This window comes from Ruminococcus sp. 8Y-12 (genome assembly GCF_058119865.1).
Window position 1 is genome coordinate 1,904,198 of the sequence record NZ_CM176623.1, and the last position, 20,272, is coordinate 1,924,469.

At 46.6% G+C, this 20,272-nt stretch carries 17 protein-coding genes; 12 read left to right on the forward strand and 5 right to left on the reverse strand.

The genetic code is table 11. From position 1 onward, the window contains the following. Window positions 1-29 precede the first annotated feature (29 nt). The 6 genes from AC0THY_RS06850 (at window position 30) to AC0THY_RS06875 (ending at window position 8,219) form a co-directional block, all read left to right on the forward strand. On the forward strand, window positions 30-1,622 hold the full coding sequence (locus tag AC0THY_RS06850; protein ID WP_489993693.1) for a response regulator transcription factor: 1,593 nt from the start codon (window positions 30-32) through the stop codon (window positions 1,620-1,622). Continuing rightward, the gene (locus AC0THY_RS06855; protein WP_489993694.1) at window positions 1,597-3,396 is read left to right on the forward strand and encodes a cache domain-containing sensor histidine kinase; all 1,800 of its coding nucleotides are present in this window, start codon (window positions 1,597-1,599) and stop codon (window positions 3,394-3,396) included. Before AC0THY_RS06850 ends, AC0THY_RS06855 begins: the two co-directional genes overlap by 26 nt. Beyond that, complete coding sequence (locus AC0THY_RS06860) at window positions 3,383-4,357, forward strand: substrate-binding domain-containing protein (protein ID WP_489993695.1); 975 nt, start codon at window positions 3,383-3,385, stop codon at window positions 4,355-4,357. Before AC0THY_RS06855 ends, AC0THY_RS06860 begins: the two co-directional genes overlap by 14 nt. A 172-nt stretch (window positions 4,358-4,529) precedes the next feature. Then, the gene (locus tag AC0THY_RS06865; protein ID WP_489994152.1) at window positions 4,530-6,002 is read left to right on the forward strand and encodes a sugar ABC transporter ATP-binding protein; all 1,473 of its coding nucleotides are present in this window, start codon (window positions 4,530-4,532) and stop codon (window positions 6,000-6,002) included. A 17-nt stretch (window positions 6,003-6,019) separates the two neighbouring features. Then, a complete protein-coding gene (locus AC0THY_RS06870) occupies window positions 6,020-7,006 on the forward strand; it encodes an ABC transporter permease (RefSeq protein WP_489993696.1) in 987 nt (328 codons plus the stop codon). A 61-nt stretch (window positions 7,007-7,067) separates the two neighbouring features. Then, a complete protein-coding gene (locus AC0THY_RS06875; RefSeq protein ID WP_489993697.1) occupies window positions 7,068-8,219 on the forward strand; it encodes a substrate-binding domain-containing protein in 1,152 nt (383 codons plus the stop codon). Window positions 8,220-8,272: 53 nt separating this feature from the next. Here the strand turns inward: AC0THY_RS06875 and AC0THY_RS06880 are convergent, their stop codons facing one another. The 5 genes from AC0THY_RS06880 to dpsA form a co-directional block, all read right to left on the reverse strand. After that, window positions 8,273-8,938 (reverse strand): hypothetical protein, encoded by a 666-nt coding sequence (locus tag AC0THY_RS06880; RefSeq protein ID WP_489993698.1) that lies wholly within the window; start codon window positions 8,936-8,938, stop codon window positions 8,273-8,275. A gap of 19 nt (window positions 8,939-8,957) precedes the next feature. Then, complete coding sequence (locus AC0THY_RS06885; RefSeq protein ID WP_489993699.1) at window positions 8,958-9,506, reverse strand: TetR/AcrR family transcriptional regulator; 549 nt, start codon at window positions 9,504-9,506, stop codon at window positions 8,958-8,960. Window positions 9,507-9,627: 121 nt separating this feature from the next. Then, window positions 9,628-11,478, reverse strand: a complete 1,851-nt coding sequence (asnB, locus tag AC0THY_RS06890; protein ID WP_489993700.1) for an asparagine synthase (glutamine-hydrolyzing) — start codon at window positions 11,476-11,478, stop codon at window positions 9,628-9,630. Window positions 11,479-11,519: 41 nt separating this feature from the next. Then, window positions 11,520-12,128 carry a dipicolinate synthase subunit B gene (locus tag AC0THY_RS06895; RefSeq protein ID WP_489993701.1) on the reverse strand — a complete coding sequence of 203 codons (609 nt, stop codon included), beginning with the start codon at window positions 12,126-12,128 and terminating at the stop codon, window positions 11,520-11,522. Window positions 12,129-12,165: 37 nt separating this feature from the next. Beyond that, the gene (dpsA, locus tag AC0THY_RS06900; protein ID WP_489993702.1) at window positions 12,166-13,050 is read right to left on the reverse strand and encodes a dipicolinate synthase subunit DpsA; all 885 of its coding nucleotides are present in this window, start codon (window positions 13,048-13,050) and stop codon (window positions 12,166-12,168) included. Window positions 13,051-13,249: 199 nt separating this feature from the next. Between dpsA and AC0THY_RS06905 the strand changes: the two genes are divergently transcribed. From AC0THY_RS06905 to AC0THY_RS06930, 6 genes are all read left to right on the forward strand, one after another. Continuing rightward, window positions 13,250-14,101 carry an AraC family transcriptional regulator gene (locus AC0THY_RS06905; RefSeq protein ID WP_489993703.1) on the forward strand — a complete coding sequence of 284 codons (852 nt, stop codon included), beginning with the start codon at window positions 13,250-13,252 and terminating at the stop codon, window positions 14,099-14,101. A gap of 409 nt (window positions 14,102-14,510) precedes the next feature. Beyond that, on the forward strand, window positions 14,511-15,383 hold the full coding sequence (gene map, locus AC0THY_RS06910; RefSeq protein ID WP_489993704.1) for a type I methionyl aminopeptidase: 873 nt from the start codon (window positions 14,511-14,513) through the stop codon (window positions 15,381-15,383). 52 nt (window positions 15,384-15,435) lie between these two features. Continuing rightward, a complete protein-coding gene (gene def, locus AC0THY_RS06915; protein ID WP_489993705.1) occupies window positions 15,436-15,900 on the forward strand; it encodes a peptide deformylase in 465 nt (154 codons plus the stop codon). Window positions 15,901-15,982: 82 nt separating this feature from the next. Continuing rightward, window positions 15,983-17,335, forward strand: coding sequence for a putative ABC transporter permease (locus tag AC0THY_RS06920; protein WP_489993706.1), 1,353 nt, complete (start codon window positions 15,983-15,985; stop codon window positions 17,333-17,335). A 95-nt stretch (window positions 17,336-17,430) separates the two neighbouring features. Beyond that, window positions 17,431-19,017: an amidohydrolase gene (locus tag AC0THY_RS06925; RefSeq protein WP_489993707.1), complete on the forward strand. Its 1,587-nt coding sequence runs from the start codon at window positions 17,431-17,433 to the stop codon at window positions 19,015-19,017. Window positions 19,018-19,386: 369 nt separating this feature from the next. Next, entirely contained in the window at window positions 19,387-20,256 is an 870-nt protein-coding gene (locus AC0THY_RS06930) for a cupin domain-containing protein (protein WP_489993708.1), read from the forward strand. The last annotated feature ends 16 nt before the right edge of the window (window positions 20,257-20,272 follow it).

The window sequence follows — 20,272 nt, forward strand, 5'->3', positions numbered from 1 at the left end:
CAGCGTACATATGGATGAAGGGTGAGACAATGTATAAAGTATTGTTAGTGGATGATGAAATACTGATCAGAGAAAAAATTTCAAAGCGGATTCCCTGGAATGATCTGGGGTTTGAGCTATCGGCCTGTTGTGAAAATGGAAAAGATGCAATTGAGTGGATGCAGAAAAATGAGGTTGACGTGGTATTAACGGATATTTGCATGCCATACGTGGATGGATTGGAGGTTGCCAGATATGTAGAGGAGAATATGCCGAGTACAAAAGTGGTCATTATCACCGGCTATGATGAATTTGATTACGCAAAAAAGGCACTGGAGTATCATGTGTTCTCTTACATATTAAAGCCGATTACAGCCGCTGAGCTGATCGGAAATTTAAAGCAGATATACCAATTGCTGGAGAGCGAACGTAAAAATCTCCAGGTATATTCGTCATACGAAAATAGTTTTCCAGCACTCAAAAATCAATTTTTAAATCAACTTATCCGTGGCCAAATATCCCGTGTAGAAATTCCCCGAAAGTTAGCGGAGTTTGGCATTGAACTGAAAGGTTCCTTTTATTCTACAGTTATTTTGATTCCAAAAGATTCATCTAAGCGAAATGAATTAGGGAATGCCATAAGCGTGATCCAACGGGATTTTGAAGGAGAAATGCTTGCCTTTGAGGGAAATGACGGAACGGTTATCGCCATAGTCAGTCAGGAGATGATTGAGAAGACAAGAGGGGTGATTAGATTTCAATGCCAGGCTTTATTAAATTCACTGCATAAGAAAACAGGGATTGTATTCTCTTGTCTGGTTGGTCCTGCAGTCCCCGAGCTTTTTCTGATGAATAGTTCCTATGAAAAAGCCAGAGAGTTAAGTGAATTTACGTTCCTGGAACGCCAGGGCTGCATATATGAATGGGAAATCTATAATAAGCAGCGGCTCAGTCTCCAGTGGGATCTCAAAAAAGAGGATCTGGAAAAGCGCCTGGTGTTTGCAGTTCAGAGTAACCTTACCGATGATATCCGAAAGGATATTTGCAGTATCCGTGAAGAATACGGCGAAAGATGGATTGCCAAGACCAAGGTGGTAATTATATACCAGAATTTAATGATGACGTTGATGAACTGTTTTGAAAGATTAAATATCGAAGACAAAGAGTTCTTTCAAAGGCACCAGGAAGTCATATCCAGATTATATAGCTGTGAGTATATATCAGATATGGAAAAGGCCGTATTGGACTACTTTTTGGCAGCAGCAGATTTGATGAATAAAAAACGGAGCAGCTACGGGGATCAGCAGGTGGAGATTGCGCTGGAGTATATGGATACACATTACGGTGATTATGAGCTATCACTTCAGCTGATGTGTGAAAAACTTGCGATCAGTGTCAGTTATTTTAGTACAGCCTTTAAAAATTACACCGGAATGACGTTTATTGAGGCTTTAACCAAAAAGCGAATTGAAAAGGCAATGGAACTATTGGCGAACACTTCCATGAAATTCTACGAGATAGCCGAAGTATGCGGTTACAATGATGCCAATTATTTTGGGTCTATCTTCAAAAAGACCGTTGGGAAGAGTCCTCGTGTATACGTGAAAGAGTTGAAAAATGATGAAAAGAGGACCAAGGTTTAAAAGTATAAGGACAAGATTGATTGCATATTTTTCCTCCTTGATTTTGCTGACATTGATGATTTTTATGTTTTTTTCGATCCGATATACTAAAGACAATATGACGGAAAATTCCGAAGAAAACAGCAGGATGCTGGTGGAACAGGTAAATCTAAACATTCAGAACTATGTTGAATATATGGAAAGTATTTCCCAGGTCGTTATCAACAACCGGGATATGAAGGAATACCTGTTTGGCCAAAGCGACAGGGAGGTTACCGCAAATCTCATTGAACAGTTTCAGACGCTGCTGAAGGCGAGAAAAGATATTTTTAATATTGCAATTATAGGATATAACGGAAAATATCTGATCAATGATGGGGAAGGGAAATTGAATCCCGGTGCATATCTGGACCGCAAAGAGTGGTATCAGGAGGCAAAAGAGGCAGGTTCAGACATTACGATATCCTCTTCGCATGTTCAGAATATGGTGCAGGGGGAGTACCGTTGGGTGGTCACATTAAGCAGAGGGATCACGAATCCACATACCAATGAAGTCGAAGGTATCCTGATTATAGATATGAATTACGATTTGATTAAAGACCTGTGTGAATCGGTTCGATTAGGGAATAAAGGTTATGTCTATATTGTTGATAAACAGGGTGAGATTGTTTATCATCCGCAGCAGCAATTGATTCTAAGCGGAGTGAAACATGAGTTGTTGAAAGAAGTTCTGAATGGCCGGTCCAGTATCCGCTTTCAGGATGAGAGTGGGGAAGAGAAGATATACACGCCATTTTTATCCCCAAAAACAAAATGGACATTGGTGGGTGTGGTTTACACCTCCGAATTGGTGAAAAATAATCAGGCGGTCAGGCTGATGTATTTTGCGACGGCATCTTTGCTTATCGTATTTACTATCGTAATTGCATTCGTCATTTCAAATAATATTGCCAAGCCAATCAAGCGCCTGCAGACCGCGATGCAGGAAGTAGAGAATGGGAACTTTCAGGGCCTCCACATTGAGGTTGGCGGAGATAATGAAATCGCCAGTTTAAACCGTTATTTTAACCGGATGATGGACCATATTGATGAATTAATGCAGCGCAATATGAAAGAACAGGCAGAAAAGCGCAAAAGTGAGATGAAAGCACTGCAGGCCCAAATCAATCCCCATTTTTTATATAATACTCTGGATTCGATCATTTGGATGATTGAAACCGATGATTCAGAAGAAGCGATTAAAATGACCTCTGTTTTGGCTCGTTTTTTCCGTCAGGCCATTGGAAATTCGGATGTATTTGTAACAATATGGAGGGAACTGGAGTATACCAGAAATTACCTTTTGATTCAGCAGATGCGTTACCGGGATAAGATAACATTTGATATTGAAGTGGATGAAGAAATCTACGATTGCCGGATTGTAAAATTGGTATTGCAGCCATTGGTGGAAAACGCCCTGTACCATGGCTTGAAATATAAAACACAGCAGGGAAATATTAAGATAACCGGTTATCGGGACGCAGAGAAAGTAATCATTCGTGTTACCGATAATGGTATTGGCATTGAAGAAAGTAAGCTGGAAAAAATATTTTCTATATCGGACAACAAGGAAAAGAAGGGACGGCATACGGGTGTTGGACTGGGAAATATTCAATCCAGATTAAAGCTACATTACGGAGAGGAATGTGGGATTAAGGTCGAAAGCAGAGTAAATATTGGAACCACGATTACGGTCACGATCCCGTATCAGAAGATGGAGTTTTCCGAAGGAGGGGGTTCCGATGAAAAGAATTAAGAAAAGCAGGGTTGTGAAGGCTGTATCCGCTGTTCTTCTTATCTTGGCTGCAATGTTTCTTATTCGGGATAAGTGGCAGCCGGAGAAGGTGCCGAAAATCGTTTTCTTACCCAAAGTAAAGGATGAGACCAATGACTTTTGGATGTCAATTATATCAGGTGGACACAGTGCCGCAAAAGAATTCGATGCGGAGCTCATCGTGCTTGCCCCGGATATTGAAACGGACTATGAGCTTCAGGAAAAATATGTCGAGGAAGCGATCAAGCTAAATGCAGATGCGGTGGTCATCTCGCCGATTTTGTATGAAGAGATGACGGATACGGTTAGAAAGGTAAAGGAAGCTGGGATAAAGCTGGTTATGATGGACTCTAACCTGGACGAGAGTCTGGAGGACTGTTATGTGGCCACAAATAATGTGGAGGCAGGCATAAAAATGGGCGAAAAAATTTTGGATTTCATTGAGGAAGACAGCAAAATAGTAATTATGTCCCATGTAAAAGATTCTTCTACTGCGATGGAGCGGGAGCAGGGGCTGCGGCAAGGACTTGGGCCCTATGAGAAAAATATTGTTGAAGTGCTGTACGCCAACTCGGATTACGAACAGGCTTATCAGCTGACCAAGGAGTTACTAAAACGGCGGAGTGATATTACCTTGATTGCCGGAACCAATCTCTATTCAACGGTTGGAGTCGGCCGGGCAGTGCGGGAAATGCAGTTGGAAGACCGGGTCCAGATTGTTGGTTTTGACAATGATGTAGAAGGGATACAGTATATGGAGGAAGGGATAATCGATACCCTGATTGTACAGAATCCCTTTAATATGGGCTATCTTTCCGTTCAGAAAGCGGTGGAACTGGTCAAAGGGCATAAGGTGGAACCTATTATTTATTCCGATACAGAGGTGATTACGCTAGAAAATATTTATGATAAGGAGAATCAAAAGCTGCTGTTTCCGTTCTAAATAACATACTGATAGAGTGTTGAAGAGGATTCGCTGATGCGTAAAATCCTCTTCTTTTTATATAAAATATTCTCTGTAAATCATATTTTAAAGCAGATATACTGATATCAGTCAGTAACCAGTGTTGGTGACAAGGAAAGAAGGTGAAAATGTGGAAGAACGATTGCTTAAAATGGAAGGCATTGACAAATCCTTCCCCGGGGTTCATGCACTGGATCATGTTGATTTCGAAGTCAGGCGCGGCGAGGTACATGCATTGATGGGGGAAAATGGTGCCGGTAAGTCTACCCTAATGAAGGTGCTTACGGGCATTTATAGTAAGGATTCCGGAACGATTGTATTTGATGGCAGAACAGTCGAATTCACGACTCCAAAAGAAGCACAGGAAGCAGGCATTGCAATCGTACATCAGGAATTGAATATGATGAGCCATCTCACAGTTGCACAGAATATTTTTATTGGCCGTGAGGTCAGGAAAGGCTGTTTTATTGATGACGCTTACATGAATAGAGAGGCAGGAAAAATCTTTAAACGGCTGAATATTGAAATTGATCCCACTGAAATAATGGGTAATTTAACGGTGGGTAGGCAGCAGATGTGTGAAATTGCAAAAGCGATCTCAAGAGAAGTCAAGCTGATCGTATTCGATGAACCGACAGCAGCATTGACGGAGTCGGAGATCAAGGAGCTGTTCAAGATCATTGAGGACCTGCGGTCAAAGAATCTGGGGATTGTTTATATTTCCCACCGTATGGATGAGATCAAGATCATAACAGACCGGGTAACTGTCATGCGGGATGGTACATATGTGGGGACGCTGGATACAGAAGCGTGTACCAAAGACGATATTATTAAGATGATGGTCGGAAGAGCGATCTATGAGGACCCAAAGCAGTTCAGCAGCATTTCTTCAGATGCACCCGTGGTGTTAAGGGTGGATTCGCTCAATGCAGGAAGGATGGTTAAAAATGTCAGCTTTGAGTTGCACAAAGGCGAGATACTCGGATTTTCAGGCCTCATGGGAGCTGGACGGACGGAAATGGCAAGGGCCATCTTTGGAGCAGATAAAAAGGACAGCGGTGAGATTTATGTGAACGGCAGAAAGATAGAGATAAAAAGTACGGTAGATGCAGTGGAAAATGGAATTGGTTATCTTTCTGAAGACCGAAAGCGGTATGGAATCGTGGTTCAGAAATCGGTTGCTGAGAATACCAGTATGGCAGTTTTGAAAAAGTTTGTTAAGCGGCTTTTTATCGATAAGGCCAAGGAAACCCGGGAGGCTGAAAGATATGTCAAGCTGCTGAATACGAAAACTCCTGGTGTAGACCAACCGGTCTTGAATTTGTCCGGAGGGAATCAACAAAAGGTAGTAATTGCGAAATGGCTGGTGCGGGACTGCGACATCCTGATTTTTGATGAGCCCACCAGGGGGATAGATGTGGGAGCCAAGAGTGAAATCTATCATCTGATGAATCAGTTGGTGGAACAGGGGAAATCAATTATTATGATTTCTTCGGAGATGTCAGAGATACTCCGAATGAGTGACCGGATTATCGTTATGTGCGAGGGCAGGATTACCGGAGATATACCGATCGAAGAGGCCAACCAGGAATGTATCATGTCGGCCGCAACGATGAGGAGTTAGAACTGGAGGAAATAGCAATGGATAAAATAAAAAATAGTGCGTTAGTAAAAGCAGTTGGTACCCAAAGGCTGGTAGCACTGCTGGCGCTAATCGTTTTGTATCTGGTTTTTGGCCTGATGAATCCAAGATTTGCTACCTATAATACGTTGGTTAATATTTTTGACGCCTCTTATTATATTGGATTTATGGCTATCGGTATCTGTTTCGTCATTGCCACCGGAGGGATTGATCTGTCCATCGGAACGGTACTTACCATGGCAGGGCTGGTTTCCGGTTTCCTGAGTGTACAAAAGGGCATTCCTATCTGGCTGGCGATGATCATTTGCGTGATGATCGGTACAATCTTTGGAATTGCAAACGGAATATTGGTAGCCAAAATGGGGCTCCCCCCATTTATAGCCACACTGGGAACCATGATGCTTTCAAAAGGAATTGGCTCAACCATAACCGGTGCCCAGTCAGTCACCTGGAAAGCGGGTACCGATGCGGAGGGCTGGTACCGGATTCTCTTTAAATGGAAAACAGAAAGCGGACTACTGATTCCAACCGGTTTTATTCTGCTGATAGCAGCAGCGGTTATCATGGCAATCGTATTGAATAAAACCCGGACGGGAAGATATATACTGGCGCTTGGCAGTAATAAAGAGGCAACCAGACTTTCAGGAGTGAATGTTGATAAATATCTGATTATTGCTTATATCATCAGCGGAACGTTTGCGGGCATTGCGGGTCTGGCCTATGCCACGATCTATTCCACCTTGCTGCCGGGCGGCGGGGGCGGTTTTGAAATGGATGCAATTGCCGGTGTGGTGATCGGCGGAACTTCGATGACAGGCGGCGTCGGAACGATTGCCGGAACCATGATAGGTGTCTTCATCATTTCCATATTGAAGACGGGATTGCCCTTTGTGGGCCTGCAAACTCACTTTCAACAGATCGCAACGGGTATTGTTTTAATTATTGCCGTTTTTGCCGATGTATACAGGAGCAGGAAAAAGAACTAAAAACGTAGTAGTTGGAGAAATATTTCACATACCCACAAATTTAAAACAGGAGGAATTGAAAATGAAGAAAAAGATTGTATGTACCTTATTAACCGTGGCAATGAGTGCGGCTATGATTACCGGATGCTCCGGAACACCCGCCAGCAGTCCTGCGGCTTCGGAAAACAGTGAAACGGTTTCCGGCAGTCAGACACTGGCCGATGCGCCTGAGAAGAAAGATAATGCAGCATCAAACGAAGATAAAACGGTCTACCTGATTGCCAAGGGATTTCAGTCCCAATATTGGCAGGCAGTGCTCCAAGGTGCTCAGAGTGCAGCCGATGAGCTTGGCGTAAAGCTTGAGTTTCAGGGGCCGGACTCAGAGTCAGATATCGCCCAGCAGGTTCAGATGATGAACAATGCCGTGCAGATGAGTCCCAGTGCAATTGGTTTGGCAGCCCTTGATGTATCGGCCCTAAATGATTCGATCAAAGCAGCCCAGGATGCCGGAATTCCGATCATCGGATTTGACTCCGGAGCGCCGAACGCCCCCGCAGGCTCAGTTGTGGCCAATGCGGCAACCGATAACTATAAAGCAGGTGAAGTTGCAGCGGAAAACACCTATCCGCTCATTGCAGATAAGATCAAAGAGGCATCGGGAAGTGTGAGAATCGGCGTGATGAATCAGGATGCCACCTCAGAGTCAATCATCAATAGAGGACTTGGCTTTATCGATAAGATCACAGCCTTGATTGAGGCGGACGGAAAGACCGTAAGCATAACTGGAAATGACCGGTTTGTAACGGATGCAAAGACAGAAAAAGGCGATTCCGCACAGGTCATCCTGGATGTAGCGGTTCCGTCAAAGGTAGAGGCATCCCTGATGACAACGGACGCACAGACCTTATTAAATAAAGATGACACAATCTGCATCTTTGCATCCAATGATAAAACCGGTGAAGGAATGATAACCGGTGATGAAAACCTCGAAAGACTGGGAAATGATGTGGTCGGTGTGGCATTTGACTCCGGAACAATGATCAAAAATGCCATTAAAGAGGGCAAATTAGCAGGAGCAGTTACCCAGGCACCCGTTGAAATCGGCTATCAGACGGTACAAATTGCGGTTAAGGCGGCAAACGGAGAGAGTGTAGAAGATGTGGATACCGGAAGTCAGTGGTATAATGCAGAGAATATTGAAAACCCGGAGATCGCGGATAATTTATATGATTAAATTTATGTTGCAGAGAGGTTTGGAGCGGATACTCCAGACCTCTATAACTTTTTTTAACTTTGTGATTGTCTGTAAAGCCGCCATGCCATCAAAACAATCCATACATAGGCCAGTGTTTTAGGGATCATAAGCATACCGACCATCGGTGCAATACCACTGAACAGGACGACGGGCAGATAAAATCCGAAAGAGAGGAAAACTGCCAAAGGTATGTATCGAAATACACGGTCGTCTGTTTTTTTGGCTTCCTGTGCAAAAATGATGATGATAATAATTCCCATAATGGCGAAAGGAATATTGCGAAGCACACCAAAGAAAAGAGGCTGATGGTAATGAAACCATTGATTTTGCGGAAGTAAGCAGAGAGCAATGCGCAGTATGGACAGCAGCCAGATTGTCCAGGTAAGGCTTTTACGGCCTTTAATCTGATAATGGTCGCGCCAGATATAGTACAGAATTAAGTAAAAGATGGTCATGGTAATAGAAGTAACGAATTTTCCAAAACCTAACGCAGACGCGTTCGCTTCCAGTCCTGTTGTCCAAAGGGCATAGGAACGGGGGACAAGATGGAAGGAATCCCCTGCCCCAAGAAGAGCAGCCATTAAACCTGCTTTTTTTACCAAAGGATTACGTCCCCTTACTAACATCGTAAGTCCTGCAATAAGTGCAAAGCTCAGATATAATACATCAAAAACAGTTTCAGCGATTGCCTGTGGCATAATCATTTCTCCTTTTCATTTAATAAATTGTACGTTTAATGATAATTATTAAAAAATCGATGTTGGGTGCGTCCACTTTTAATAGCATTATTATATTCAACATTAGAAAGCGCGCAAATTGCTCTTTTGTAAATACATCATTCCAAATATCTTTTCGAACATTGACGTCTTGCTCCATTCGTTGAATGAGAGCTGCTTCCAATTCTGACTGCATGGTTTCCATACGTGCCTGTCCTGTCATTTCTACATTTCCAAGACTGTTCATGAGTTTTCCGGCTGATTGGTTTATTCGCTCTTTCAGAAATGCAAATATCACTTGCAGCTGTCGGCAGAAGGAATCAGCAGAACCTAGTGCTTTTAGTTCTTGCAGTGTTTGTTTCCAGTATTCTTCCGTTAGGGCAAGTAGAATCTCATCTTTGTTCAAGAAGTAATTATACACTGTTCCGGTCGCTACGCCAGCTTTTTTAGCAATAGAACGGATATTGACCGCATATATGCCTTCCGTATCTGCAATATAGCGGGCTGAGTTCAACAATGTATCGCGCAGGGTATCGTCTTTTCTTCTCACAGAATTCCTCCTTTCGCATATTTTGTGAACGCGTTCATCTATAAAGATTATATGCAACGGTTGCTGATTTGTCAATGAAATTACACTAGTGTCGTGGAAGGCGCCAGCTCTTTTATTTTTCTTAAATAATACGTATCTTATATTTTTCCAGCCAGTAATTTACCTGCAGCATGTATGCCAGCATTTGAGGCCCGGCCATGAGCTGACCGTACCAGGGCCTTCCATAGTCTGAGGGACTGTCTAAAAAGCGCTTTACCTTTTGGCGGTCCAGCAGTGTGCGGATCGGGGCATTGGGATCAGAAAGCACCTCTTTTAACCGGGAACCCAGAAGCTTTTCGTAGTTTGGATCATAAGTCTTGGGATAAGGGCTCTTTTTGCGCCACAGTACCTCCTCCGGCATTTTGCCCGCACCGGAATGGCGGAGAAGGCCCTTTACGATTCCACCAGGACACTTCATGCTCCAGGGAACATTAAATACATACTCCACAATCCGGTGGTCAGCCAGGGGAACGCGTGCTTCCAGGCCATTGTACATGCTGGTGCGGTCCATCCGGTCCAGCAGGGTCACCATGAACCAGCGCAGATTCAGGTAAGCAATCTCACGGCGCCTTTTTTCCTCCGGCGCTTCCCCGGGAAGCACAGGGGTTTCCCGAATGGTCCTCTCATAGGCAGCCCGGGCGTAGGCTTCCATGGGGAGCTCCCGGATCACCTCATCCGAGAGAAGCGTCTGCCGCGGCTCCATGCTCATGGACCAGGGGAACGCGTTTCCCTCAAAGGCTTCTTTTTTGTGAAACCAGGGATAGCCTCCAAAGATCTCATCCGCACATTCCCCAGTGAGCGTAACCTTGTTGTGTTCAACTACCTGGGAGCAGAAGTACAGCATGGAGGATTCCACGTCCGCCATATTGGGCAGATCCCTGGCATCCACGGCCTTGAACAGACAGTCCAGCTGCTCCTGGTTGCCGCATTCCAGGAAGCGGTGGTTGGTCTTTGTATAAGATACCATCTTTTCCACCCAGGGACGGTCCTGGCTGGGCTGGAAAGAGTTGGAGGTAAAGTACTTTTGGTTGTCTGTGAAGTCAAAGGAGAAGGTGTTGAGCACCTTGCCCCGGGCAGCCAGCTCCTTTCCGCAGATTGCGGTCACCAGGCTGCTGTCCACACCTCCGGACAGGAAGGTGCTTATGGGGATGTCGGAGAGCATCTGCAGCTTTACCGCATCCTCCACAAGCCAGGCGGTTTTTTCCACGGTCTCCCCGTAAGAGTCCTCGTGAGGGCGGCTCTCAAGCTGCCAATAAAAATGGCTGGTTAATCCATGGCGCCCCAGGCAGACGCATTGGCCCGGAAGGACTTCCCAGATGTCCTTGAACACGCCCTTTCCGTAGGTTTTTGCAGGGCCCAGTGCAAAGACTTCACACAGTCCCTCCTGATCCAGTACGGCAGTGACCCCCGGATAGGCAAAGAGTCCCTTGATTTCAGAGGAGAAGATCAGTGTATCCCCCAGGCGGGTGTAGAAGAGGGGCTTTACGCCCAGGCGGTCCCGAAAGAGCCACAGCGTTTGCTTTCGCTCATCCCAGATTGAGACAGAGAAAATGCCGTTTAGCTTTTTCACATAGTCTGCGCCGTGAAGAAGGTATCCGTTTAAAATCACCTCTGTGTCGCTGGCGGTGGTGAATGTGGCTCCCTCCTCTTCCAGCTCCTTTTTCAGGGGTTTCATATTGTAGATTTCACCGTTGTAGGCAATTGCGCATTCGCCGGACGGCGTGGCCTTTATCATTGGCTGGTGGCCTGTGACAAGATCGATGATGGACAGGCGCACGTGGGCCAGACCACAGCCGCCATTTAGGTAAGTGCCTTCATCGTCCGGTCCTCTGCGTTTTTGAGCTTCATTCATCCGGTCCAGAACCCGGGTCCACTTGGACGTTTCCTCAGCGTAATTACGCTGAGGGTTACAAAAGCCTGCAATTCCACACATATAGATACTCCTTTCAGTCTGAGTTGTACCGTGCAGCCATTTTATTCCCTGCCAGTTTGCGGTGGAATCTTTGACTGAATCACAGGCTGGTACTGCCTGCCTTCAAGGGCGGCCTCCAGGGAGGGGATCAGAAGGTCTGTGTGGGCGATCATGGAATTGGGTTTCTTTTCCGGATCATCCTGACCAAAGGGAACAAAATAGACATTTTTGGCATTGAGGAGCAGGCCGATGTTTTTCATATTCATGCCCAGTGCATCATTGGTGGAGATGGAGAGAAGCAGGGGCTTATCATTGCGCAGGTGAGCCTTGGCAGCCATCAAGACCGGTGTGTCAGTGATGCCGTTGGCAAGTTTGGCAATGGTATTTCCCGTGCAGGGAAGGATGACCAGGATATCCAGAAGACTTTTGGGCCCAATGGGTTCTGCCTGGCTGATGGTCAGCATGGGATTTGTTTTGGAGAGGACGCGGGCCTTTTCCACAAAGTCTTTTGCCTCCCCGAAACGGCTGTCAATGGTCTGGGCAGCGTCCGAGAAAATAGTCTGGATCACAGCCCCCTCTCGGGAAAGATTTTCCAGTTCACTAAATACTTTTTGATAGGTACAGAAGGAGCCAGTAAAGGCCACTCCCACTTTTTTTCCTTTTATAGTCATAACTTAAACTCCTTTTCATTCTATTTAAAGCGGATAATCATGCATTACCTTCAAACGATCTGATCTGCGAAAGCACAGTGTCGGCGATGGCATTGGCCGAGGACTCGGGGGAATACTTACCGGGAAGGCCCGGGCAGAGCCAGGCGGAAACCCCCAGTTCTCTGGCAGCAGCATAGTCTACCCCGCCGGGGGAGGAGGCAATGTCTATGATTAGTGTACCGGGTTTCAATTTAGATAAGTTCTCTTTGGTGAGAACCAGGGCCGGGACTGTGTTGAATAAAAAATCATACTCCGGCAGGCAGTCTCCCAATTGAGAAAACGGGATTGCATTGTCGGCATTCAGTTCAGCCTCCGCGCGCGCGGCCGCATTTCTGGCACAAACGGTTACCTGAGCGCCCAGACCTTTTAGAGAGCCGGTCAGTGTACGGGCGCATCTTCCAAAGCCCAGTACCATACAGCAGCTGTGGTGCAGGTTTTGGCTGCTTTTACAGATTGCCTCTGCAAGAGCACCCTCCGCTGTGGCAATGGTATTGAAAACAGCCAATTCCCCGGCTTTCATCAAGTCATAAGTCAGAACGCCCTTTGCAGCGGCGGCTGCTTGAAAGTCCGCAGGAATACAGCCTGCAAACAAACGCTGATTTTTCAGCAGGGCATTTAAGAGGTGGGACATGGAAAGGTCGCAAGCCTTGGCTTGTTGGCTTATATTTTGCCTATCCTTACTGATCGGGACAGGGGCCAGAATCGTTTCTGAGTGAGCCACTGCGTCCTCCAGGGAGGATGCTGTGAGAACATTCGGCTGCTTTTGTTCACTGCACAGGGCGTATGCACATACACGAAAGCCCTGCTTTGAGAGCTTGGAGGCCAGATATACCTGCCTTGCGTCTCCTCCAATGACCGCGAAATCAAAATCTATTTTCTGCATAAATATGCTCCCAAGTGACTAAACTCTTTTTAATATATGTAGGAAAGTGGTAAGATGTGTAAAATTCCCGTTGACTGAGGGTAGACCGCAGAGCCCAGGGATGTTATCCTAAAAGAAAAGTCTCTCCAAAACGTACAGGGATTGAGAGGACAATAATTTTACAAACATGTATAGTAAAAGACGTAAAGGAGCGGATAGAATGGATTGGATCGAACGATTAAACAGTGTAATGGACTATATTGAGGGACACTTGGCGGATACAATTTCAACGGAGGAGGCAGCGAGGATTGCGTGTTGTTCCTCCTATCACTTTCAGAGAATGTTTGCCTATATGGCGGACATGCCACTTTCAGAGTATATCAGGCGCAGACGAATGTCTCTGGCTGCAAAGGACCTGCTCTCAGGAGAGAAGGTACTGGATGTGGCGCTAAAGTATGGATATGCCTCGCCCACAGCGTTTAACAGGGCTTTTCAGTCAGTCCATGGAATCGCCCCCTCCCTGGCAGGGAAAGAGGGCGTATATCTGAAGACCTATCTTCCTATCAGCTTCAAAATAACAGTAAAAGGAGCAGAAGAGATGAACTACAGAATTGAGAAGAAGGAAGCATTTCGTGTGATGGGAGTGGCAGCGCCCCTGGCTAAGGAAATTGAGCAGAACTTTGCTGCAGTGCCCGAATTGTGGCAAAAGGCAGCCACAGACGGCACGATTCCCAGGCTGGTACAGCATATGAACGGCAAATGGCAGGGGGTTTTGGGCGTGTCCGCATGTATGGCGGAGAATGAGTGGAGGTATTATCTGGCAGTAGCCACAGAGGACGCTCTGGAGGAAGGATGGGAGGAATATACGGTTCCGGCCTTCACCTGGGCGATCTTTGAGGGAACAGGCCAGTGTCCACAGGCGATTCAGGAGTTGGAAAAACGCATTGTCACAGAGTGGCTGCCGTCCTCCGGCTATGAGTACGACAACGGACCGGACGTGGAACTGTATATCAGCCCGGACCCAATGAATGCCAAGTTTGAGGTCTGGATACCAGTTGTGAAGAAGCAGTAACTATGGGGTGGCATTCATAAAACAGCATAGAATTATTTCCGCTTTGCTTTGTTCCCAGTAATGGCCATAGAAGCAGAAAGAAAAATTTCAGAATAATGTACAAAATAAAATACAATACAACCCTGCCGTACTTTTTAAAATTTATGTTATAATGATCTTGGAATAATATGTCCTTTGGGATTCATTATATCCAGCCTTGTGTCGGTGAATCCAGTGAATCTACCGACACCTAAGTAAACGGAGTTCAGAGGGTGAGAAAAAGGCACTTCTTTGTCAAGGAGTGCCTTTTTCGAAGTCAGGAAAATGATTTTCTGCAGTCTTGCAAAGTGGGAATGCTATAAGATGCCTGCGAGTAAGATGATAAAAAGAATATTGTTGATTTAACAGGGGAAGAAAGCGTGAATATAGGATGGAACACCTGAATAACAAAAATGAATGCTGGTGCAGGCAGCGCCGCGAATATTTGATCACCCCAGAGGAAACGGGTGAAAGAATCAGAATGCTTCAGCGGAGGGGATATAAGGCAATCCCTGACAGGCTGGTCAAGGATAAGGAAGAGATAAGCAGGATCAGAGAGAGCGGCAGGGTCAATATTGCAGTGCTGGACTATGTAGCTGCAAATATCAAAGAGGGCATTACCACAGAGGAGATTAACCGGTGGGTATACGACCAGACGCTGGCCTGCGGGGCGGTTCCCGCGCCTTTGCACTATGACGGCTTTCCAAAGAGCGTGTGTACCTCTGTGAATGAGCAGGTGTGCCACGGAATTCCATCAGAAAAGGTTGTATTGAAGGACGGTGATATCATAAATGTAGATGTCTCAACAAACCTGGGGGGATATTACTCAGATTCCTCCAGGATGTTCTGCATAGGGGAGGTGTCAGGGGAAAAGCAAAGCTTGGTGGATATTGCAAGGAAGTGTGTGGAAAAAGGCCTGGAGCAGGTTAGACCTGGGGCACTTATGGGGGATATGGGATGGGCGGTGTACCGCTGCGCACATGCAAACGGCTATTCAATCGTGAGGGAGATTGGAGGGCATGGTATTGGGCTTGCCTTTCATGAAGACCCCTGGGTGGGTTACGTCACGCGTCCTAAGACAGGGCTGATCATGCGGCCAGGGTTTATCTTTACCATTGAACCTATGGTAAATATGGGAAGACACGATATTTTCATGGATGAGAAAGACGGGTGGACCATCTACACCCGGGATGGGAAGCCTTCCGCCCAGTGGGAGATTCAAGTGCTGGTTACCCAGAGAGGTTACGAGATACTGGCCTATTAAAAAAATAAGATGCAAAAGGAAGCTGCTATGTGGAGCGATAGGAGGATAAACGATGGCGGTTAGAAAACTTAGGTATGAAGGGGATGCAATACTCAGAAAGAAATGTAGAGAAGTGGAAAAAGTGGATGACAGAATAAATCAGATTCTGGACGATATGATGGATACGCTGCATGAACTTGGGAACGGTGCTGCGCTCGCTGCCTGTCAGGTTGGAATACTGAAACGGTTGGTGGTGATTGATTACATGGGGAGAACCATGAAGCTGGTGAATCCCAGAATCGTGGCATCGGAGGGCAGCCAGATATGTATGGAAGGATGCCTGAGCATTCCGGAGCGGACGGCTAAAACACTGCGTCCCCAAAAAGTGGAGGTGGAGGCCATGGATGAACTCGGAAATCCGCTGCATATTACAGGGGAGGACGAGATGGCAAAATGTCTCTGTCATGAGCTGGACCATCTGGACGGAATCCTCTTTCTGGATCACGAGGTGGCGGATCAGGAGACAGAGGCAGAGTAATCTCATTTGAACCGGCTATTTTAGATACAAACAGAGAACGGCGCTCTATTGACGCCAAAGTGACAAAAGAAGGGGGAGAGATTTGGAATACTCAATCTATCATCTGTTGTGGTTTTTCCTGGTTTACTCGTTTGCGGGGTGGGCTGTGGGGACAGCGGTGGCTGCAGTACGGGAGAAGAAGTTTGTGGATGTGGGCTTTTTGTATGGGCCTTACTGTCCTGCTTATGGACTCGGCGCCGTTGCATTTGCGGTTTTTCTTCCGGAGCTGCGAAATAAGCTGTTCTTTTTATTTTTGGGTGGCGTGGTGTTGTCTTTTGGAGTGACGCTTCTCACAGGGTTTGTGTTGGAGCGGATTTTTCACAGAAAATGGTGGGACTATTCCAGAAAGAGATTTCAGTTCGGCGGTTATGTAAATCTCCCCTTTACTGTTGTGTGGGGAATTGCCTCAGTACTGTGCATCTCGTTTGCCAACCCGTTTTTGAAAAAGGCAATTTCCTTTATACCGGACGGTGTGGGCCAGATATTCTTGATTGCCTGCTATGTGATTGTGGGACTGGATCTGGTGGGGACAGTGACCGGTATTGCGGCAGTACACTCCCGGCTGCGAAAAGTTTTCATCATTGAGGATGTATCAGAAAATCTTCAGAAAACGGCGGACCTTATGGGTGAGGGGCTGGCTGGATGGGTACAGCGCCATATGGCCAAGGCTTACCCCAGCCTGGAAGCCAGGGAACTGGTCAAAGCGCGTCAGGAAAAAGAGAAAAAGCAGGAGGAAGCCAGGGAGAAGGCCGGAGTCTTTGCGGTAGGCTGTTCCTTCTATAAGCTGGTTTGTCTGTTCTTCCTAGGGGCGTTTTTAGGTGATATTACAGAGACGATTTTCTGCCTGATTACCACCGGAAGACTGATGAGCCGCAGCAGTGTGGTCTATGGTCCTTTTAGTATTGTATGGGGGCTGGGATGTGTTCTTCTGACCTCCATACTGTATCAATACCGCAGTCGCAGTGACGGATATATTTTCATGTTCGGCACTGTGCTGGGGGGCGCCTACGAGTACATATGCAGTGTTTTCACGGAGCTTGTTTTCGGCACCGTATTTTGGGATTACAGCGACATCCCTTTTAATCTGGGAGGCAGGATCAACCTTCTGTACTGCTTTTTCTGGGGAATCGCCGCAGTGGTGTGGATGAAGCTGATCTATCCCCGCCTCTCAGTCTGGATAGAAAAGATTCCTAAAAAACCAGGTATGATTGCCGCCTGGATAATGATTGTATTTATGGCTTTCAATATTGTGATTTCCGGGCTGGCATTAAACCGCTATACGGAGCGGCACACCGGCTCCAAGACAGAGGAGAGCACGGTCACCAGGTTCCTGGATGAGCATTTTACGGATGTACGCATGGAAAAAATCTATCCAAATGCCATATTGGTGGAGTGATATACGGTATTGTATAAAAGGAATCCCTTCTGTGTATAGCAGGAGGGATTTTTGTTAAGGATGGTAAGAAACAGACTTTTGAAAGGGGTACAATTATGGGAGAGATTTTTTGTAACGGCACAATACTGACCATGGAGGAGGGGACACTCTACACAGAGGCAGTGCTTGTTGAGGATGGAAGGATTGTGGAAACCGGTAGTCTCCGGGATTTGGAAGAAAGGGTGCCGGAGGCTCGGATAATAGATTTACAGGGGGCTGCGATGCTGCCGGCTTTCATTGACGCGCACAGCCATTTTTCAGGGTTGGCCTATGGACAGCTGCAGGTAGGTCTGGAGGAGGCTGCGGATCTGGAGGAGGTGCACAGTAGGATCACAGCATTTATGGAGGAGAGACAGGTACAGCCGGGAGAGTGGGTGAGCGCAAAGGGATATGACCACAATCTGTTCCTAAATGGAGAGCACCCCTCCCTGGCATTTTTAGATGAGTGCGCACCTGAGAATCCCCTGGTTCTTCAGCATAAGTCCGGCCATATGGGGGTGTTCAACACCTGCGCTCTGAACCGCCTGGGAGTCACCACACAGACAGAACCGCCCAAGGGGGGCGTGATCGGGCAGGCTGAGGGCAAACTTACCGGATACATGGAGGAAAATGCATTTGTCAGTTATCTAAAGCAGATCCCTATGCCGGATCTCGGGATGCTGACAGACGCATGCAGGAAGGCCCAGGAGAAGTATGCGGGCTATGGGATCACCACTGTCCAGGACGGAATGATGGTGGAGCAGATGATTCCGCTCTACCGCCATTGGCTTGCGCAGGATGAGCTGAAGCTGGATGTGGTGGGATATCCTGCCGTGGACGAGCTGGATGTGTTGGAGAAGGCGTTTCCTGAGAGCGTGGGAAGGTACTGGCGCAACTTCCGGATCGGCGGCATCAAAGTGATTCTGGACGGCTCGCCGCAGGGAAGGACAGCATGGATGAGGACGCCATATCAGCTTCAGGAGGGGTACTATGGATACGGTACCATGGAGGACAGGAAGGTGAAAGAAGCGCTTGCACAAGCGGCAAAAAGAAAACTGCAGATCCTGGCCCACTGCAACGGTGACGCGGCAGCGGACCAGTATATTCGGTGTGTGAAGGAGACGGAGGAGAAATATCCGTATTTTCGTAAGCTTCGGCCTGTGATGATACACGCCCAGCTGCTGGGACTGGATCAGTTGGCAAAGGTGAGAAAGCTGGGGATTCTCCCATCCTTTTTTGTGGCGCATGTCTACCATTGGGGAGATGTGCACAGGAAAAACTTTGGGGAGGAGAGAGCTGCAGTGATCAGCCCGGCGGCCTCAGCGCTTCGGGAGGGAATTCGTTTTACGTTTCATCAGGATTCACCTGTGATTGAGCCAAATATGCTGGAAACGGTGTGGTGCGCTGTCAGCCGAAAAACCCGGTCCGGGTGGGTGCTGGGAGCCCAGGAGGCTGTGACAGTGCTGGAAGCCCTGAAGGCAGTGACCATCCATGCAGCGTACCAGTATTCCGAGGAGGCCGAAAAGGGCAGCATCCGGGCGGGAAAGCGTGCAGACTTTGTGATTCTGGACAGAAACCCGCTGGAAGTGGAAACGGAGGAGATTCCTAAGATACGTATTCTTCGGACCATAAAGGAAGGGACCGTTTTGTTCTCTGCTGATTAGTCGTAACTGTCCAGTACCTTCACAGTACACTAGTTGTTCAATATGTCTGTAGGGCCGTCTGGCACTGGAGGAGCAGAGACACTGATGTCGCAGCTGTCTGTTTGGTTTTTTTGTTTGTTTAGTGAGGAACGAAAGGTGTCAAGTTCCTGTTGTGTGAGCGAGTCAAATTCTTCAGGGTAAAGACTGGCATATAGTTTTATTTTCTCGTATGTTTCAAAATACACAGGCAACAGCTCCTTTCCGTTTACTTTGATTGTCTTTTATACTATAATTATAATTGTAAAATGATATTATTAATATATAGATTTAGACAAATTATATAAAAATAAAGACAAGAAACCGAAAAACTATTATAAATGGGAGGGCGTTGTGAAGATAAGGCTGAAGGACAACCAATTGGAAGAAATCGAGGGATTGTCACCGGATTATCCCTACGTCTATCACTATGCAAATTTGTCCGCTACAAAGATTCCATGGCATTGGCATGAGGAGTTGGAGTTCAACTATGTTGTGAGTGGGAAAGTAAAGCTGATTACCCCCAATGAAACTTATCTGTTTCACAAAAACGAAGGCTTTTTTATCAACTCCAATGTATTATGCACCATGGAACAGGAGCTGCCGGCTGTCATGGATTCACATCTGTTTCACCCGGTTTTTCTGTACGGACATTTTAAGAGTGTCTTTGCCACGAAATATGTGGAGCCTGTTCTGCAGAATAAAAAGCTGGAGATCCTGGAGATCAGGGGGGTGAACCGAAGACAGAGAGAAATGCTGGTAAAGCTGAAGGGAGCAGCTTATCTGCAGAAGAGGGAAGACACGGAGTTTCAGACGAGAAACCTGTTTTCCGAAATATGGCTGCTTCTCTTGGAGGAAATGAAACAGCAGGATTTCCGGGAGGCGCCGGATACGAGGATGAACCAGGAACGGATTCAGTTCATGATGGCGTTTATCCAGCAAAATTATCAGAAGAAAATATCTCTTGAGGACATCGCACTGTCAGCTTCTGTCAGCAAGCGGGAGTGTCTGCGTTGCTTCCGGAACTGCATACATAAAACACCATTTGAATATCTGCAGGATTACCGGATAGAGATGGCAAAGCGTCTGCTGAGAACCACAGATCTGCCGGCCATGCAGGTGGCTTTACAGGCAGGGTTTTCCAATGGGGCATATTTTGGTAAGATTTTTAAGAGTATCTGCGGCCAGACGCCGGGAGAATATAGGAAAATACAAAAGCAGTAGCGGAATGGCATATAAA

Bases quoted from the DNA above. Each gene is read 5' to 3' on its own strand.
- AC0THY_RS06870 (WP_489993696.1), top strand. From the start codon at position 6,020: ATGGATAAAATAAAAAATAGTGCGTTAGTAAAAGCAGTTGGTACCCAA.
- AC0THY_RS06875 (WP_489993697.1), top strand. From the start codon at position 7,068: ATGAAGAAAAAGATTGTATGTACCTTATTAACCGTGGCAATGAGTGCG.
- AC0THY_RS06880 (WP_489993698.1), bottom strand. From the start codon at position 8,938: ATGCCACAGGCAATCGCTGAAACTGTTTTTGATGTATTATATCTGAGC.
- AC0THY_RS06865 (WP_489994152.1), top strand. From the start codon at position 4,530: ATGGAAGGCATTGACAAATCCTTCCCCGGGGTTCATGCACTGGATCAT.
- def (WP_489993705.1), top strand. From the start codon at position 15,436: ATGGCGGTTAGAAAACTTAGGTATGAAGGGGATGCAATACTCAGAAAG.
- AC0THY_RS06850 (WP_489993693.1), top strand. From the start codon at position 30: ATGTATAAAGTATTGTTAGTGGATGATGAAATACTGATCAGAGAAAAA.
- AC0THY_RS06895 (WP_489993701.1), bottom strand. From the start codon at position 12,128: ATGACTATAAAAGGAAAAAAAGTGGGAGTGGCCTTTACTGGCTCCTTC.
- AC0THY_RS06855 (WP_489993694.1), top strand. From the start codon at position 1,597: ATGATGAAAAGAGGACCAAGGTTTAAAAGTATAAGGACAAGATTGATT.
- AC0THY_RS06860 (WP_489993695.1), top strand. From the start codon at position 3,383: ATGAAAAGAATTAAGAAAAGCAGGGTTGTGAAGGCTGTATCCGCTGTT.
- AC0THY_RS06925 (WP_489993707.1), top strand. From the start codon at position 17,431: ATGGGAGAGATTTTTTGTAACGGCACAATACTGACCATGGAGGAGGGG.
- asnB (WP_489993700.1), bottom strand. From the start codon at position 11,478: ATGTGTGGAATTGCAGGCTTTTGTAACCCTCAGCGTAATTACGCTGAG.
- map (WP_489993704.1), top strand. From the start codon at position 14,511: ATGGAACACCTGAATAACAAAAATGAATGCTGGTGCAGGCAGCGCCGC.
- AC0THY_RS06905 (WP_489993703.1), top strand. From the start codon at position 13,250: ATGGATTGGATCGAACGATTAAACAGTGTAATGGACTATATTGAGGGA.
- dpsA (WP_489993702.1), bottom strand. From the start codon at position 13,050: ATGCAGAAAATAGATTTTGATTTCGCGGTCATTGGAGGAGACGCAAGG.